Annotated in this window: 15 protein-coding genes; 7 read left to right on the plus strand and 8 right to left on the minus strand. The window is 59.1% G+C overall.

Translation table 11 applies throughout. The features are described from left to right. Positions 1 to 10 precede the first annotated feature (10 nt). The 5 genes from C8N30_RS01950 to C8N30_RS01970 all read right to left on the minus strand — a co-directional run bounded on the left by C8N30_RS01950 (position 11) and on the right by C8N30_RS01970 (position 6,720). On the minus strand, positions 11 to 547 hold the full coding sequence (locus C8N30_RS01950) for a sarcosine oxidase subunit gamma (protein WP_025062812.1): 537 nt from the start codon (positions 545 to 547) through the stop codon (positions 11 to 13). Then, positions 540 to 3,458 carry a sarcosine oxidase subunit alpha family protein gene (locus C8N30_RS01955; protein WP_025062813.1) on the minus strand — a complete coding sequence of 973 codons (2,919 nt, stop codon included), beginning with the start codon at positions 3,456 to 3,458 and terminating at the stop codon, positions 540 to 542. The genes C8N30_RS01950 and C8N30_RS01955 overlap by 8 nt, the downstream gene beginning before the upstream one ends. Beyond that, on the minus strand, positions 3,455 to 3,724 hold the full coding sequence (locus tag C8N30_RS01960) for a sarcosine oxidase subunit delta (protein ID WP_025062814.1): 270 nt from the start codon (positions 3,722 to 3,724) through the stop codon (positions 3,455 to 3,457). Before C8N30_RS01960 ends, C8N30_RS01955 begins: the two co-directional genes overlap by 4 nt. Positions 3,725 to 3,793: 69 nt before the next feature. After that, complete coding sequence (locus tag C8N30_RS01965) at positions 3,794 to 5,047, minus strand: sarcosine oxidase subunit beta family protein (protein ID WP_025062815.1); 1,254 nt, start codon at positions 5,045 to 5,047, stop codon at positions 3,794 to 3,796. Positions 5,048 to 5,286: 239 nt separating this feature from the next. Next, complete coding sequence (locus tag C8N30_RS01970) at positions 5,287 to 6,720, minus strand: Glu/Leu/Phe/Val family dehydrogenase (RefSeq protein ID WP_025062816.1); 1,434 nt, start codon at positions 6,718 to 6,720, stop codon at positions 5,287 to 5,289. 666 nt (positions 6,721 to 7,386) lie between these two features. Here C8N30_RS01970 and C8N30_RS01975 point away from each other — a divergent pair. From C8N30_RS01975 to C8N30_RS01985, 3 genes are read left to right on the plus strand one after another with little or no spacing between them, the layout of a single operon-like run. Continuing rightward, on the plus strand, positions 7,387 to 8,916 hold the full coding sequence (locus C8N30_RS01975) for a TadE/TadG family type IV pilus assembly protein (protein WP_025062817.1): 1,530 nt from the start codon (positions 7,387 to 7,389) through the stop codon (positions 8,914 to 8,916). Then, positions 8,913 to 9,452 (plus strand): TadE/TadG family type IV pilus assembly protein, encoded by a 540-nt coding sequence (locus C8N30_RS01980; RefSeq protein ID WP_025062818.1) that lies wholly within the window; start codon positions 8,913 to 8,915, stop codon positions 9,450 to 9,452. The genes C8N30_RS01975 and C8N30_RS01980 overlap by 4 nt, the downstream gene beginning before the upstream one ends. Next, complete coding sequence (locus C8N30_RS01985) at positions 9,452 to 10,033, plus strand: TadE/TadG family type IV pilus assembly protein (protein WP_025062819.1); 582 nt, start codon at positions 9,452 to 9,454, stop codon at positions 10,031 to 10,033. Before C8N30_RS01980 ends, C8N30_RS01985 begins: the two co-directional genes overlap by 1 nt. Positions 10,034 to 10,102: 69 nt before the next feature. Here the strand turns inward: C8N30_RS01985 and C8N30_RS01990 are convergent, their stop codons facing one another. After that, positions 10,103 to 10,618 carry a hypothetical protein gene (locus C8N30_RS01990; protein ID WP_037967950.1) on the minus strand — a complete coding sequence of 172 codons (516 nt, stop codon included), beginning with the start codon at positions 10,616 to 10,618 and terminating at the stop codon, positions 10,103 to 10,105. 190 nt (positions 10,619 to 10,808) lie between these two features. Beyond that, positions 10,809 to 11,762 carry an NAD(P)-dependent oxidoreductase gene (locus C8N30_RS01995; RefSeq protein ID WP_025062821.1) on the minus strand — a complete coding sequence of 318 codons (954 nt, stop codon included), beginning with the start codon at positions 11,760 to 11,762 and terminating at the stop codon, positions 10,809 to 10,811. 191 nt (positions 11,763 to 11,953) lie between these two features. Between C8N30_RS01995 and C8N30_RS02000 the strand changes: the two genes are divergently transcribed. After that, positions 11,954 to 12,865 carry a pirin family protein gene (locus C8N30_RS02000; RefSeq protein ID WP_025062822.1) on the plus strand — a complete coding sequence of 304 codons (912 nt, stop codon included), beginning with the start codon at positions 11,954 to 11,956 and terminating at the stop codon, positions 12,863 to 12,865. A gap of 5 nt (positions 12,866 to 12,870) precedes the next feature. Here C8N30_RS02000 and C8N30_RS02005 read toward each other — a convergent pair whose 3' ends face one another. Then, complete coding sequence (locus tag C8N30_RS02005; RefSeq protein WP_025062823.1) at positions 12,871 to 13,452, minus strand: TetR/AcrR family transcriptional regulator; 582 nt, start codon at positions 13,450 to 13,452, stop codon at positions 12,871 to 12,873. Positions 13,453 to 13,568: 116 nt separating this feature from the next. On the opposite strand from C8N30_RS02005, the gene C8N30_RS02010 reads away from it, so the two are divergent. The 3 genes from C8N30_RS02010 (at position 13,569) to recJ (ending at position 17,032) form a co-directional block, all read left to right on the plus strand. Further along, on the plus strand, positions 13,569 to 13,865 hold the full coding sequence (locus tag C8N30_RS02010; RefSeq protein WP_025062824.1) for a hypothetical protein: 297 nt from the start codon (positions 13,569 to 13,571) through the stop codon (positions 13,863 to 13,865). Positions 13,866 to 13,952: 87 nt separating this feature from the next. Beyond that, positions 13,953 to 15,239: a homoserine dehydrogenase gene (locus C8N30_RS02015; protein ID WP_025062825.1), complete on the plus strand. Its 1,287-nt coding sequence runs from the start codon at positions 13,953 to 13,955 to the stop codon at positions 15,237 to 15,239. A gap of 41 nt (positions 15,240 to 15,280) precedes the next feature. Then, complete coding sequence (recJ, locus tag C8N30_RS02020; RefSeq protein ID WP_025062826.1) at positions 15,281 to 17,032, plus strand: single-stranded-DNA-specific exonuclease RecJ; 1,752 nt, start codon at positions 15,281 to 15,283, stop codon at positions 17,030 to 17,032. Positions 17,033 to 17,095: the final 63 nt, after the last annotated feature.

Genomic DNA, 17,095 nt, shown 5'->3' on the forward strand with positions numbered 1-17,095 from the left:
TGTGCGCACCTTATGCCCGCGCTGCGACCGCTTCCAGTGCGGTTGTCAAATCGTGAACTAGTGTCGCCGCCATTGAGCGAAAAACTGCGATCATGAACTGGTCTTCGCCCGTTCGGGTGATACTGGCGTTCATGTGCCCCAGTTGCGTGCGAACTGTCGCGCCTACTCCGAAGGCCCGCAGGCGCATGTCAACCGGCACCAACCGCGCCAATGCGTCCGACCCGCCTGCACCGGTCAGCGTCACAACAGCCCATGCATCAGACTGATCCACCACCGCAGCATACGCCCCGAGAGCGGGATCAGGCACTGCGCCCGTCAACAGCGCCTCCCCCCGTCCGATCCAGATACAGCGCCGATCGCCTGCGGCACTGGTGCCCAGCGGCGGGGGAAACGGCAGACCCAGCGCACGGCCCAGCGCCGCACCCGAAGCGGCAGCAAATGGCGTCACAGATGCAATCGGCCCCAGATCAATTTCGGCCACTGTCAAAGTTCCGATCGTGACCGGCAACAGCCCCTCACAGGGGCTCGACGCTTGCAATCTATCCACGCACACGCCCTCCTTCAGGATCCACAAACAAGGGGCTGCAAATCTCGACCTCAACGGTCAGATCGCGCATATGGTCGCGTACAACCACCCTCTCCCCCATCCGCTCAGGGCCATTCTTCACAAACCCCAACCCGATCATGGTTCCCACATCGGGTGAGAAACATACGGAAGTAACATACCCCTGATCCTGCGCATGAACATGCGCCGCATCTGTGTTAAAGATATGCGCACCAGCACTCAACTGTTGGACCGCGCCCACAGGCCGCAGACCCACCAGCCGCGGACGCGCGGGATCGACCAGCCCCTCGCGCCCTGCCAGCACCTTGCCCACGCAATCCTTCTTGGGTGAGATCATCCTCGCCATTCCCACATCAAAGGCAGTCACCCGACCATGGATCTCGGAATGTGTGATGTGCCCCTTCTCAATCCGAAGCACATTGAGCGCTTCCATCCCATAGGCGCCTCCCCCTAAAGCTTCAGCGCGTGCGACCAGCTCGGCAAAGAGCCCCGCCCCAAAACGCGCAGGCACGGCAACCTCGTAGGCGTGCTCCCCCGAGAATGAAATGCGGAAAAGCCGCCCCGCGACACCCATCACGCCTATCTCGCCGCAGGCCATAAACGGCCAACTCTGGTTATCAACAGGCGCATCGAGCAGCCCGTTCAACAACTCCCGTGATTTTGGGCCCGCCACAGCAAATTGTGCCCAATGCTCCGTCACGCTGGTAAATGCCACCACCCATTCGGGGTGCAACATCTGGGTCACGAACTCCAGATGCCGCATCACATCCCCCGCTGCCGCAGTGGTGGTGGTCATCACAAAGTGCTCTGCCCCCATCCGCGCACAGGTGCCATCGTCCATCACCGTTCCGTCCTCGCGCAGCATTAGGCCGTATCGCACGCGCCCCTCTTTGAGCGTCGAGAACATGCCGGTATAGACGAAATCCAGAAGATTACCGGCGTCAGGACCCTGAATATCGATCTTGCCGAGCGTGCTGACATCACAGACACCGACAGTGCGCCGGACATAGCCCACCTCACGGTCGCATGAGTGCCGCCAGATTGTCTCACCCTCGCGCGGAAAATAGCTGGGCCGGTACCAGAGCCCCGCCTCGATCATCGGTGCGCCCATCTCAACCGAGCGCTTCTGCGATGTGGTGAACCGCTGCGGAGCAAATCCTTTACCCTGCGCACCAGCCCCCATCGCGGCAATCGCCACAGGACTGTATGGTGGTCGAAATGTCGTCACCCCCGTTTCGGGAATTCCCCGGCCCGTGGCATCCGCCAGCACGGCCAATGCGGCCACGTTCGAGTTCTTGCCTTGATCCGTCGCCATGCCCTGAGTGGTATAGCGCTTCATATGCTCGACCGAGCGGAAATTCTCCGCCGCTGCCTGCTTCACATCCTTGACCGACACATCATTCTGGAAATCCAGCCATGCGCGCCCCTTGCCCGCGACCGCCCAAAGGGGCGCAATTCGGTAGGGCGCATCCTCTGCCGCAGGCAATTCCACTGCGGCTTCCCCTCCCAGCGCCTCGATGACACGCCCCGCAGCAGCAGCCCCTTGGGCCAAACATGCCGCCGTCGAGAATGCGCCATTACACGCTCCCGCCGCCTCCAAATTCGGAATCATCCCCGTCACCGGCACAAACGCCGCAATTTCCTCGCGCCATTCGGGCCGCCCGTTCATATGACAGGTCAAATGCACCGTAGGGTTCCATCCACCCGACATTGCCAGACAATCCGCTGCAATCGTAATCTCGCCGCTCGCATTGCGCACCCTCACGCTGCGCAATGCCCCGCGCCCCGAAGATCCGCACACTTGCGCACCCAGATGCACCGGATATGGCACATCCCCCACTGCCGCATCCGCACGGCTGTCGATTAACGCGGCCACTTTCACGCCCGCAGCATGCAAATCCCGCGCTGTACGGTGAGCATCATCGTTATTGCCGAAGACGGCCACGGACTTGCCCGCTGCAATACCCCAGCGGTTCAAATAGGCCCGCACCGCCCCTGCCATCATGATGCCCAGCCGGTCATTATTCTCGAAGGCAATCGGCCGCTCCAGCGCGCCCGCTGCCAGAACCGTACGTCGGGCCGTAATCCGCCAGAAACATTCAAGCGGGGCGGCGCTGCGCGGGACATGATGCGTCACCCGCTCAAGCGCGCCGAATACGCCGCCGTCATAGGCTCCCGTCACAGTAGTACGCTTCATCAGGCGCACATTGGGCATCGTCGCCAGCCGCGCAACCTCTCTTGCCGCCCAGTCCGCAGCGGGGATCCCCCCCACATCCTCGACCTCGGCAAGCATCCGTCCCCCCATGCGACTATCCTCGTCGCACACGATCACATCAAGTCCGGCATCCGCCGCCACACGCGCCGCCATGAGCCCCGACGGGCCACTGCCCACCACCAACAGATCGCAAAACGCAAACGCCCGGTCATAGGTGTCGGGATTGTGCTTGCCGCTCAAACGCCCCAAACCTGCCGCCCGCCGGATCACCGGCTCATAGACTTTCTCCCAGAAGGCGCGTGGCCACATAAACGTCTTGTAATAAAATCCCGCCCCCAGAAACGGCGCGGCTAGATCATTGATTGCCATCGCGTCAAAGCGCAATGATGGCCAAGACGACTGCGAAAACACTTCCAGCCCGTCATACACCTCCTGCACGGTTGCGCGTACATTCGGCTCCGCGCCCGCGCCGCGCCCGACCGTGATCAGTGCATTAGGCTCCTCGCTCCCCGCTGTTAAAACCCCGCGCGGGCGATGGTATTTGAAGGATCGTGCAACAATCCGCACGCCCGCGGCCAACAATGCCGAGGCCACGGTGTCACCTGAACGCGCCGTGTATCCGACCCCGTCGAACCGAAACCTGATCTTCTCCCCCGAGCCGATTTCCACAACCCTCATGTGCCCGCATCCTTCGCAAATTTTGCCGCCAGCTCGACTCCATAAATCTCGTGGGTCACCGTATCACGCGTTACCACCAGCCACGCCCGACAGCCCGCATCATGCTGCCACAAGTCGCGCGTACGGCCAGCAGGATTTTCGCGCAAATGCACATAAGCGTCCCACGCGTCCGGTTCGGCATCTACCGAAGGTCGCAGCAGCGCGGCGCCACGATAATAAAACTCGCGGCGATCCCGCGCCCCGCAGAGCGGACAAACGATCCTCACAAAAACACCCCATAACGCCGTTTTCTTATTTGGGAACCAGACACCAATCCCGCACCCGACACGGGCACCTCAATGCAAATTATGCTGCGCACCAGTACCCTCCTCATCCATAATGCCACGCCCTGTACGAAACCGGTCCAGCCTGTAGCGCGCTGCGGGCGCATGATGCTGCCCAGTGGCCATCAGATGCGCAAAGGAATTGCCCGATCCCGGGATCGCCTTGAACCCGCCGTAGCACCAGCCGCAGTTGATGAACAAACCTTCAGTTGGCGTTTTGTCGATGATGGGCGAGCCATCAGGCGTCATATCCATAATCCCGCCCCAGCTGCGCAACACCTTGGCTTTCCCGATCATCGGCATCAGGGTCATGCCCGCCTCCATCACATGCTCGGCCATAGGCAGGTTCCCGCGGCTCGCGTAAGACGCATAGAAATCGAGATCGCCGCCAAATACCAATCCCCCCTTATCCGACTGGCTGATATAGAAATGTCCCATCCCGAAGCTGATCACGTTATCAATCACGGGCTTGAGCCCTTCGGTCACAAAGGCCTGCAACACATGGCTCTCGATGGGCAGGCGCATCCCCGCCATCGCCGCTACTTGACTAGAGCGCCCGGCAACCACAATTCCCACTTTCTTGGCCCGTATCGCCCCGCGTGTGGTCTGAACCCCGCGCACGACACCATTCTCGATATCGATGCCCGTGACTTCACACTGCTGGATCAGATCAACACCCCGCTCGGACGCCCCACGGGCATAGCCCCAAGCCACCGCATCATGCCGCGCCGTGCCTGCACGCTTTTGCAACAAGCCGCCATAAATCGGGAACCGCGTATTCTCGAAATCCAGATAAGGCGCGATGCGCTTTACCCCCGCCACATCCAACAGCTCCGCATCATCGCCCTGCCCCACAATGCTATTGCCCCGTCGCGCATAGGCGTCCCGCTGCCCGTCCGAATGGCACAGCATCAACTGCCCGCGCTGGGACAACATCACGTTGTAATTGAGGTCCTGCTCAAGGCTCTCCCATAGCTTCAGCGAGTGCGAATAAAACTGCGAGTTGCCATCAAGAAAATAGTTGGCGCGCACGATGGTCGTGTTGCGGCCCACGTTGCCGCCGCCCAGATACCCCTTCTCGATCACGGCAATGTTCGTCATCCCATGCTCTTTGGCGAGGTAATAGGCCGTCGACAAGCCATGCCCGCCACCGCCGATGATGATCGCGTCATACTCTGATTTCGGCTCGGCATCGCGCCAATGGGGCTGCCAGCCTTTGTTGCCGCTTAATCCCTCGCGCAGAATACGCCAACCCGAAAACCGCATGGTCACCCTCCTGTGCAGATTTGGTCAGTCTGGCAAACATGCACCAGCCTCGCAATCGCCAAATGCCCCTGCGGCCCAATCGCTCCCACAGCCCCTTAAACTAAGCAACGCGACAGCCCGATCACAAACATGCCCCCCCCGACCAAAGCACAAATAAAAAAGGGCGGCGACTATCGCAGCCACCGCCCCCTCTACCCGCCACAAATCAAGCGGTTATTAAGTCCGCTAACGCAGTCAGACTACAGCCCTTTGGCGTGGTAGCTTGCTGCGACCTTCCCGATTGCGACCAGATAAGCGGCAGTGCGCAAATCCGTTACATCATCGCGCTCGTGCCAGACCTTCGCCATCGATTCGTAGGCTGCCCGCATGGTGTCATCAAGCCCCGAGCGCACCAGCTCAAGCTCGCCCGCCCCACGCAGATACTGCTCCTTGAAGTTTGGGCTGAGCGTCCAATTGATCGACGTATCTCGGCTGATCCGCTCAAGCTCGTCCACAATAAGCTGGTGGCGGTTCTCTTCCTGCCGCCGCTGCATCCGGCCAAAACGGATATGGCTCAGGTTCTTGACCCATTCGAAATAGCTCACTGTAACACCACCGGCGTTTGCGTACATGTCGGGGATAATCACCGTGCCCTTGTTGCGCAAAATCTCGTCTGCACCTGCTGTGGTGGGACCGTTGGCCGCCTCGATAATCAGCGGCGCCTTGATCCGGTCAGCGTTGCCCAGATTGATCACCCCCTCAAGAGCGGCAGGGATCAGGATGTCGCACTCGCGCTCCAGCAGGGTCTCACCGTGCGCGATAAATTCACCCCCTGCAAACCCCTCGGGAGAGCCGTGCTCCGTGATATATTGCTTGAGATCCTCGATATCGATGCCGTCCTCGTTCCAGATCGCACCGTTGTACTCGATCACACCGATCACTGGTGCGCCATCTTCCTCGCTCAAGAACTTTGCCGCATGGTAGCCCACGTTTCCGAGACCCTGAACAATCACCCGTTTGCCGTCCAATGTGCCAGACATGCCTGCCTTCTTCACGCCCTGCACATCGCGGAAAAACGCACGCAAAGCGTATTGCACGCCTCTGCCCGTGGCTTCTGTGCGTCCCTGAATACCACCAATATTGATCGGCTTGCCCGTCACGCACGCGGCCGAGTTGATGTCGGTTGTGTTCATCCGCTTGTACTGGTCCGCGATCCACGCCATCTCGCGCTCGCCCGTGCCCATGTCGGGCGCAGGGACGTTTTGCGCGGGGTTGATCATATCGCGCTTGATCAGCTCGTAGGCAAAGCGGCGCGTGATCAGCTCCAGCTCGGCTTCGGTGTATTCCTTGGGATCAATACACAAACCGCCCTTGGATCCGCCGAACGGCGCTTCGACCAGCGCGCATTTGAACGTCATCAGGGCTGCAAGCGCCTCTACCTCGTTCTGGTTGACCCCGAGAGAGTAGCGGATGCCCCCCTTCACAGGCTCCATATGTTCGGAGTGAACCGAGCGGTATCCAGTGAATGTATGGATATCGCCCCGCAGGCGCACGCCGAAGCGCACGGTATAGGTGGCGTTGCACACACGAATTTTCTCGACCAGACCGGGCTTCAGGTCCATCAGCTCAACGGCACGGTTGAACATGATTTCTACACTGTCGCGAAAGCTCGGCTCGTTCTGGATTTGGCTCATGGGAAAGATCTGCCTTTGTAAGGTGTAAAAATTGGGATCACGCGGGCCGCTGCGGGAATCATTCCCGCGCCCTGCCCGACACTAGATCGAGAGTTTTCAAAGTGCCACTTTTTTGAACACTTCGTTCACAATCTTAAACACCCGCAGACGAGCGGAAGGTCAGATAGGCCATCGATGTGCAAACCCTTCCTTTAATCCCCACCCCACATGTTGCCCTATTAGGCAATATTGATCGAAGCAAAGCAAGATGGGAAATCACGGCCAAATAGGTCAACCGTGGTAAAGAGCCGGCGTTTGACGGCGCTCTCATGACCCAATTAGTAAATTAGCCTGCCAGTGCACGCAACGCAGCGGATAATCGAGAGGTTGAAACAGTATTCGAGGTGGTCCGCGAACCCTGACATTAACCGTCAAGCCCATCCAAGCCGAACACCGTGACTGGCAACTGTATCTCCAGAAACATCGGCAAGGCCAGAAAAAGGCATATTGTTAACCTGTCAGAAACACTGAACGTAAACATGCCGCATTGTGCCTAATTATTGATTAAAATTCGTTATTTTTCATTTATTTCGCCCAAATTTAACCACCTTCATCCGTCATTTAAACGGGTGAAATCTGCCAAAGACCGTGTCGTTCAGACAGGGCCGGGCCTGAAAGGTGACGATGATGAAAAAACTATTCTCGACAACCTGCATCCCTGCTGATGCGAGAAAGATGCACAAGGCGTTCCTGCACCGCTTTGTACGAGACGAAGAAGGGAACGTTACGGTTGTAGCAATCACGCTGATCGCAATGACAGCCCTTCTTGCAGGCGTCTCATGGGATCTCAACAATTACGAGTATCACCGCGTCAAACTGCAACAGCTTGCCGACCGCGCCGTTCTGGCCGCCGCCGATCTGGACCAGACGATGCCCCGCGAAGAGGTCGTCCGCGATTACTTTGACAAAAGCAACTATCCAGATCTGGTGACAACGGTAAACGTGGCAGAGGGCCTGAACTATCGCACCGTCGGGGTTAACGTCTCGGGTGTGATCGCAACAAACACCGTGCGCGGCGACTATACCGGTAGCGTCCAGTGGCAGGGTACGGACCTTAATCGCGATATGACTGAAGCCGAGAAAGCCGCTGCGGGCCTGGATGACCGCAACAAGGTCTCCGATGCCCTGCGTGTCCACGCCTTTGCCGAAGCCGAAGAACGCGTGAACAACGTGGAAATTTCACTTGTTCTCGATATTTCCGGCTCCATGGGCTGGAACAATAAGATGAGCAATTTGCGTGATGCCGGCAATTCCTTTGTGGATGCTGTGATCAACCCGTCAACCGAGGATCTGGTGTCGATCTCGATCGTGCCCTACGCCGAGCACGTCAGTGCCGGGCAAGATATCATGACAGAGCTGAACGTCAGGCAGGTGCATAACTACAGCCACTGTGTGGAATTTTCGGACAGCGATTTCGGCACCACCACCCTTGGCCTCAACTCGAATGGCACGGCCAAACAGTACGACCAGATGCAGCATTTTTTCTGGGGCAACTCGAACTCGAATGACCGCTCCAATCCGGCCTGCCGCTATGGCCAATACGACGACATTGAGGCCTTCAGCCAAGATACAACAGCGCTGAAGAACAAAATCGCACGGTTGTCTCCGAACGGGAACACCTCGATCTTTCTGGGGATGAAGTGGGCCGCAGGCTTGCTCGATCCCAGCTTCCAGCCGATCAATGCCCGTCTCGCCTCCAAAGGCAAAACCGACCCGACATTTGCCAATCGCCCCGTGGCATTTAACGATAATGAGACGCTTAAAACCGTTATTCTCATGACGGACGGAGAGAACACCTCCTCCAACCGCATCAATCCACAGGTGTACGCAAACTCCAGTCACTATGCACACTGGAACTCGTACAGCTTCGACTGGTATGTGCGAAATTACGTATCGTCGAGCCAGCGACACCTCTGGAGCGAGTCGAAATACTGGGCCTCGTTTGGTGACAGCCTGCTCAACAACATCTGCACCGCCGCCAAGCAAAAGAACATCGTGATCTGGTCTATCGGCTTTGAGGTCACGGACCAGGGTGCAAACGTCATGCGCAACTGCGCTTCCTCCCCCAGCCACTTCTTCCGGGTCGAGGGTGTCGAAATCAAAGAGGCGTTCACCGCGATTGCACGCCAGATCAACCAGCTGAGGCTCACACAATGATTACCCGCTTGAAAAACCACCTGTCGCGGTTCCGCAAAGAAGACAGCGGCGCCGTCTACACCCTCGAATTCGTGATCATGCTCCCCTTGTTGTTTGTAACATTTGCCTTTGGCGTGGAGCTTACAACCCACTCGAACCGCCAGTTCCAGCTTGATCACGGCCTCGAAGTCACTACGCGCGCCATCCGGCTCAACACAGCCGCACAGTTCACCCACGATAACCTGAAGCAGCAAATCTGCATCAATTCGGGCGGCCTGCCAAACTGTGAAGAGCGCATCCGCCTTGAGATGGTCCCCGTTAACCCGCGCAGCTTTGTAGGCTTGCCCGCCCTGCCGGATTGCACCAACGCACCACATCCGGTGACACCGGTGCGCGGCTGGTCACTGGGTCAACAGCACGAACTGATGCTGCTGCGCGCCTGCTATAAGTTCAGCCCCGTCTTCGGAGCCCTTGGCCTTGGCCAGTTGCTGGGAACAGATGACAAAGGTCTGGGAACCATGGTCTCGATGAGTGCCTTCGTACAGGAGCCAAGATAATGTTTATGCCTAAAATAAAATCCCTGCTGAAGGCGCGGTTTACCCGCGAAGAAGCCGGCGCCGCGCACATCGAAGCAATGGTGATGATCCCGCTGATGTTTCTGGTGATGATCTCCTCGATCACGATGCTTGATCTTGTTCGCCAGCATGGCGCACACCAGAAGGCCGCATTTACCATCGGTGACATGATCTCCCGCGAGACTTTGCCGCTGGACGGCGACTATCTCACCGGTACGCACCATCTGCTGAACTCCCTGACCCGCACGCCACAAGACAGCTCGCTCAGGGTGTCGGTTGTACGCTACGACGCAACCAACAAAATCATGAAGCTGGACTGGTCGAAAGTGACAGGAGGTTATACCGCCCTGAGCAACCAGAACGTGCGCAACTGGACAGAAAAGCTGCCGCACATGGTTCACAACGAGCGGATGATCGTGGTCGAAACATTTGCCCGCTACGAGCCGCCATTCAACATAGGTCTGGGCACGCAGGAGATCGACAACTTTGTCTTCACCCGCCCCCGCTATGCGCCGCAGGTGCTTTGGGTCGATCTGCCGGACAACCAGTATCCCGGCACCTGATCGAATACTTCGCTCATAACAACAAAAAGCCCCCGCACGGTTCAACCTTGCGGGGGTTTTCTATGTGCCTCAGCGGTTATTCTCGATCTCGCGCTTGGCCATGATAACGGCCAGAATTTCGGCGATCTGCTTGCTCTGGTGTGCGGGCATCATCCCGCCCACGCCGATACGCCGCCCCGCACGCCACCACATGCCCGGGCGCCATTCGTTGGCCCCTTTGGTCGTTGTACGCACCAGAAAACCATTTGACGGTTTGAACGCGAAAAAACCGCGGTCCAGTCCGTCAATATCCGCCACCAGCGCGATTACCGTGCCGTCGCTGTCGCGCAACTCGGTTTCGGTCAGCTCAATCCGGCTGGACGTGGCGCGGCGCATCCGGTCCACCAGCCACAGCGATCCAACCCCCAACACCAGCAAAAACAGCCGCCATTCGAGCGCGGGCGACTGCACCACCGCAATATAGATCAGCATCAGTCCCAGTACCCCCATGGACACGAGGCCCAAAAACCGGCGTCCCGCCGAGGCCCCCGCAGAGGCAAGTACTTCATTCGGGTCAAATTCCGGCAGCTCTTCATACGGTGTCATTACAGCACTCCTTTGCCAAACCCCCTAGCTGCAGTTCCGCGCACGGGCAAGCATATCCACCAATCACTCCGCTGCGGGCCCGTCAGGTGCAAGCGCCCAAAAGCAGAGTGTACAACACCAATCGCGTGTAATTTTGAACCATTGTCCGATCAATCCGAACCAAAGCACCTCGACTACTGCCCGCCCGCGGTTACCGGATCCTTCTTTTGGGCTGCACCTCGCATCCGCGCTCCTCCGGCTCATCATCCACCAGCTCTGTCGGGAATCCATCTGCCAGAATTTGCAGACCTGTTGCCTCCTCCAGTCGCTCGATCATCCTGTCGCTCTGCGCGCGCATGCCATAACGCGCTTGCCCGTCACTCATCATCGCAATGATCAAGGGCGAGATTTCCAGCGGGACGGCAGCCTCGTCCGCCAGCTGCTGAAACAGGCCAATGTCCTTTTGTATTAGGTCCATGGTGAAATTCACATCCCGCGACCCCGACAGGATAAGTTGGCTTTCCGTCTCATGAACAAAGCTGTTTCCCGACGACATCGCAATCGCCTCATAGGTCATGCCCAGATCCATCCCCTGTGCCTTCATCACCGTCAGCGCCTCGCAGAGCGTAAGCAGGTTCGCCGTAGCGAGGTAGTTGGTCATTACCTTGAGAATACTGGCATTTCCCACCTCGCCCACGTGCAAAATCCGCCTCCCCATATGCGTGAGTATGGGCAGTACCCGCTCAAACGTGGCGCGCGCGCATCCCGCGTAAATGCTGATATTTCCGGTATCCGCACGGTGACATCCGCCCGACACGGGGCAATCCACGGCTTCGCCGCCCGCCGCCTGCACCAACGCGCCGAGCCGCTTGATCTCGGACGAGTCCGTAGTTGACATCTCAAGCCAGATTTTCCCAGCTGTCACTTGTGGCAGCATTTCCGCCACGACCGCCGCACTTGCCGCAGGGCTGGGAAGGCATGTAATCACCGCATCACAGTCCCCCATCATGTCCGCAGGGCTACCACCCGCCCGCGCACCTGCTGCGACCTTCGCATTTACCAATTGGTCATCAAGGTCAAAAACGCTCAGATCCACGCCGTTTCGCAGCAAACTTCCCGACAGCTTGCCGCCCACATTTCCCAATCCGATAAATCCGATTTTCATTTCATCCCCCTTTTCATCTACTGCTAAGATTTGCCTGTTGTTAAACCTCACTGCTCGCGCGCACCCTGTCCTGTCCAAAAACGACCGTGTTCAAATCTGATCATCCGCGCACAGACACCCTGCACCAGCACCCATTGCCCCGATCGCTACCCCCTCCTACATTCGAGGAAACCGCGATGAGGAGCCGCAACATGTCCATTCGTCCCACTCTCGAGACCCGCGCCGCCCAGCCAACCATGGAAGGCGCAGGCGTCAAACTACATCGCGCTTTCGGTTTTCAGGACCCAAGCGAGCTTGACCCCTTCCTGCTGTTTGACGACTTCCGCAACGAGCGCCCGATCGACTTTGAGAAAGGCTTCCCATGGCACCCGCACCGCGGGATCGAGACGATCACCTACGTCCTTGAGGGGACGGTCGCGCATTCAGACAGCCTTGGAAACAACGGCACTTTGGGTGCAGGTGACGTGCAGTGGATGACTGCAGGCAGCGGCATCCTGCATCAGGAAATGCCCCATGGAAACGCGCGCGGCCAAATGCACGGCTTCCAGCTGTGGGGCAATCTGCCCTCGGCGCAAAAAATGACCGCGCCGCGCTATCAGGATGTCACCTCCGATGCGATCCCAGAGGTTATCGACGATGACGGCACGATGGTCCGCGTCATCACGGGCGAGTTCTGGGGTAAGCGCGGGCCTGTCGACGGCATCGCCGCCGACCCGCAATACCTTGATGTGACCGTGCCCGCCGGTGTGCGAAAAACATTTAAGATCGACACATATCGCCGGGCCTTCGCCTATATCTTTCAGGGGGCTGGCGCGTTTCTGGATGCCTCGCGCCCGTCAGGTATCTTGTTGGAAAAGGAAGTTGCGGGCGAAGAGCTGAACATCCGTGACATGTCTGGGGACCGCACGCTGGTGCGGTTCGGCACAGGTGACGAGGTGACGGTGCAGGCCGGCCCTGATGGCCTACGCTTCTTGCTGATCTCCGGCGCCCCAATAGATGAGCCTGTCGCCTGGCACGGTCCCATTGTGATGAACACCCGAGAGGAGCTAATGCAGGCTGTGCGGGAGTTGAACAACGGTACTTTCATAAAGCCTGCACATTAGGATTCTCAGCTCACCGCGCGGCGCACCATGTCCCAATACTGCGCGGTGACTTCCTCGATCGACAGCCGCCCACCGGCACGGAACCACGTATTCACGCCGGTGAGCATAGCAATAATGGCAAGAGTCGCGATCTTGGTGTCGGCCACGCGAAATATGCCCGCTTCGACCCCCTCGCGCAGGATGCTCTCCAGCCCGTTTTCGTATTCGCGCCGCAGCGCTTCGACGCGGGCAAAGTTCTCGGGCGACAGATTGCGCAACTCCATATAAGCGATGAAAACCGCGTCAGGCCGCGCATGGTGAAACCGGATGTGAAATGCGACGAACGCCTGCAACCGTGCCTCCGCCCCCAGCGCCGGATCGTCCACACCAGCCGCCAGAAGCTCGGTCATGTGGCCTTCCATCAGGTCAAACAGCAAGGTCTGCTTGTCAGGCGTGTAATTATAAAGGGCGCCCGCCTGCACTCCGACCTCGGCCGCAATGGCCCGCATGGACACTGCTGCATATCCGCCACGTGCAAACAACCGCAGTGCGGCCTCGCGCACGCGCGGGCCTGTAATGTCCGAATGTGATCCTGCAGTGCGTGCCATGGTTACCAATATCTGAACACACGTTCAAAAAGTAAACCCGTTCCGCACCTTCGACTTGGGTTCAACGTGCCCAAGACCCTTGCATGGCACGCCCAAGGTGGTGCAAACCGTATGGTATGAAAAACGCGCTCCGTATTGCGGCCCTTGGGGTCAGTCTGGCTCTTACCGGGGCCTGCACCCAGTTTCCGGAGCTTGACAGAACGCTGACCCCCGAGCTGACATCAGCAGATTATCCCAACCTTGTTCCGATTGCGCCTATTCTGGCCGCCGCCCAAACCAGCGCTGTAGAGCCGGCGCTCGCAAGCGCCGAAATAGATGCGCGAGTTACTGCGCTCAAGGCGCGCGCCGCACGGCTCAGCGGCTCCGTGCTCAGCGGACCCGAACGCCAACGGCTGGCTCAAGGCTTCAGATAGCCCGCATTTGCGCGCTTTGCTGCGTTGCGTGGCAGTGCCGAACGGGATACATCGGCGCAAACGTCACTCACGCAAAGGAAACACCCCATGTCAAAGCCACTTCGCCTCGGGATTGCGGGTTTGGGAACGGTGGGTGCCGGTGTTGTACAAATTCTGCGCAAACAGGCCGCTCTGCTGGAAACGCGTACCGGTCGCCCCCTTGTGATCACCGCCGTTTCTGCGCGCTCGAAGGAAAAGGACCGTGGCGTCAATCTGTCGTCCTATGCGTGGGAAAATGATCCTGTCGCATTGGCCAAGCGTGAAGATGTAGACGTGTTCGTCGAATTGATGGGCGGTGAGGACGGCCCGGCAAAAGACGCGACAGATGCGGCACTTGCTCTTGGGAAAGACGTTATTACCGCCAATAAAGCGATGCTTGCCATGCACGGACAGGCCTTGGCCGAAGCAGCCGAGGCAAAAGGCAGCGTAATCAAATACGAGGCCGCCGTGGCAGGCGGCATCCCCGTGATCAAGGCATTGGGCGAAGGTTTAGCCGGCAACCAGATCACCCGCGTGATGGGGGTCATGAATGGCTCGTGCAACTATATCCTGACGCGAATGGAGGATGCAGGCCTGCCCTATGCGGATGTCTTTGCCGAAGCTGACGGTCTTGGCTATCTCGAGGCTGATCCACAGCTTGATGTCGGCGGCATTGACGCCGCGCACAAGCTTGCGATCCTGTCGTCGCTGGCTTTCGGGACGCAGGTAAATTTCGCAGGTATCGAACTGGAAGGAATCGAGCGTGTCTCGATCGAGGACATTCGAGCAGCCGCCGATATGGGGTACAAGATCAAGCTGTTGGGCGTGGCTCAGGTCACCGGTCGCGGTCTTGAGCAACGGATGCAGCCTTGTCTGGTCCCCGACACTTCACCGCTGGGGCAGCTTTCGGGCGGGACAAACATGATCGTTCTCGAAGGCGATGCGGTCGGCCAGATCGTGTTGCGCGGTGCAGGAGCCGGTGCCGGCCCCACGGCGAGTGCGGTGTTGTCGGATATCTGCGACATCGCGCGCGGCTACCGCGGCCCCACGTTTGGCCAACCCGCAACCACCCTCACTGCCGCAGTGCCCGCCACGAGTCAGCGGCCCGCTGCCTATTACCTGCGCATGACGCTGATGGACAAACCGGGTGCCTTGGCGAAGGTCGCGTCGGTGTTGGGCGATGCTGCTGTCTCTATCGACCGCATGCGCCAATATGGCCATGTAAAAGACCGCGCACAGGTTCTGATTGTGACCCATAAAACCACCCGCGCCGACATTGATCATGCCCTCGCTGCATTCGGTGCAACAAGCGTCGTGTCGGGCGATCCGGTTGCCCTGCGGATCGAGGAAGTCTGAAGGGCAGACTATGCCCGCAACCTGAAAAGGTGGAGAGCCAAATGGACAATGCCACCACATTTCTGGGCGTCGATGCCTCGCTGACTGGACGCCGCTGGATCGGACCTGATGTCAGTGCCGTCCGCGCCTCCGAGGCTTTGCACCAGCAGACCCAGCTGCCCATGGCCGTTTGTCAGGTGCTTGCGCGTCGTGGCGTCGAAGCGCCCGAGGCAGAGGCCTTTCTCGCCCCCTCCCTGCGCGACCTGCTGCCCGATCCACGATCCTTGCGTGACATGGAAAAGGCGGCGGCAAGGTTTTTGACGGCCGTCAAAAACAAGCAGCGCATTGCCGTTTTTGCGGACTACGATGTCGACGGCGGCAGCTCTGCCGCGCTCCTGCTGGTCTGGTTACGCCAGATGGGGCGGGTGGCCACGCTCTATGTTCCCGACCGTATCGACGAGGGCTATGGCCCCAACGATGAGGCAATGGCCGAACTTGCCGCCGCTCATGATCTGATCATCTGTGTCGATTGCGGCACCCTGTCCCACGGCCCCATCGCGGCGGCCAAAGGTGCGGATGTTATCGTCCTCGATCACCATTTGGGCGGGGAGACGCTGCCCGACTGCCATGCTGTTGTGAACCCAAACCGGCAGGACGAGGATGGCGCACTGGCACACCTGTGTGCCGCCGCTGTTGTGTTTCTGATGCTCGTGGAGGCGGGGCGCCAATTGCGGGGGGTCGAAGTAAAAGGGCCCGATTTGATGGCCATGCTTGATCTGGTGGCCCTTGCGACTGTGGCCGATGTCGCCCCCCTTGTCGGGGTGAACCGCGCATTTGTGCGCCAAGGCCTCAAGGTGATGGCCCGCCGCGAGCGTGTCGGCATTTGCGCCCTGTCCGACATTGCCCGTATGGATACTGCACCCGCCGCCTATCATCTGGGGTTCATGCTGGGGCCACGCATTAATGCGGGCGGGCGCGTGGGTAAGGCGGATCTGGGCGCGCGTCTGCTTGCCACGGATGACCCGCACGAGGCGGCCGCCTTGTCCGAAAAGCTGGATCTGCTCAACACAGAACGCCGCGAAGTCGAAAATGCGGTTCGTGCAAGCGCCCTTGCGCAAGCCGAGGAGCGCGGAACTTCCGGCGCGTTGGTATGGGCCGCCGGTGCAGGCTGGCACCCCGGCGTGGTCGGAATCGTCGCCGCCCGCCTCAAGGAAGCGACAGGCCGCCCTGCCGTGGTGATCGGATTGGACGGCGGCATCGGAAAAGGATCGGGACGCTCGGTTTCGGGTGTCGATCTGGGGGCCTGCATCCAGAAACTGAGCATGCAGGGTGTCCTGCTCAAAGGTGGCGGCCACAAGATGGCCGCCGGATTGACTGTGGAAGAAAATAAGCTGGAGGACGCGATGGCCCAGCTGACATTACTACTGGAGAAACAGGGCGCACATCTGCGGGGCCCCTCCGATCTGCGTCTCGACGGAATGCTGATGCCCGCAGCCGCCAGTGTCGAACTGACCGAGGCCGTCGAATCAGCGGGGCCCTTCGGTGCCGGTGCTTCGGCACCGCGCTACGTTTTTGCCGACATGCGTATTTTCTCTGCCCGCCGCGTCGGGGAGACCCATCTCAAGGTGAGTTTTGGTGATGGTCACGGCAGTCGTATTGATGCGATCTGCTTCGGCGCTTTTGATTCGTCACTTGGTCCTGCGCTCGAAGGGCATGGCGGGGCCCGTTTTCACCTTGCCGGACGTCTGGACATAAACTCTTGGCAGGGCCGCCAAACGGTACAACTGCGACTGGAAGACGCAGCACGCGCCTGAAAATGCTAAAAAATGTGCTGGAGCGAAAATTTCGACTTGCGCCATTCCCGTCAATTGCCTAAA

Origin of the sequence: Sulfitobacter guttiformis, assembly GCF_003610455.1 — a bacterium.
In the GTDB taxonomy this organism is placed as follows: Bacteria; Pseudomonadota; Alphaproteobacteria; order Rhodobacterales; family Rhodobacteraceae; genus Sulfitobacter; species Sulfitobacter guttiformis.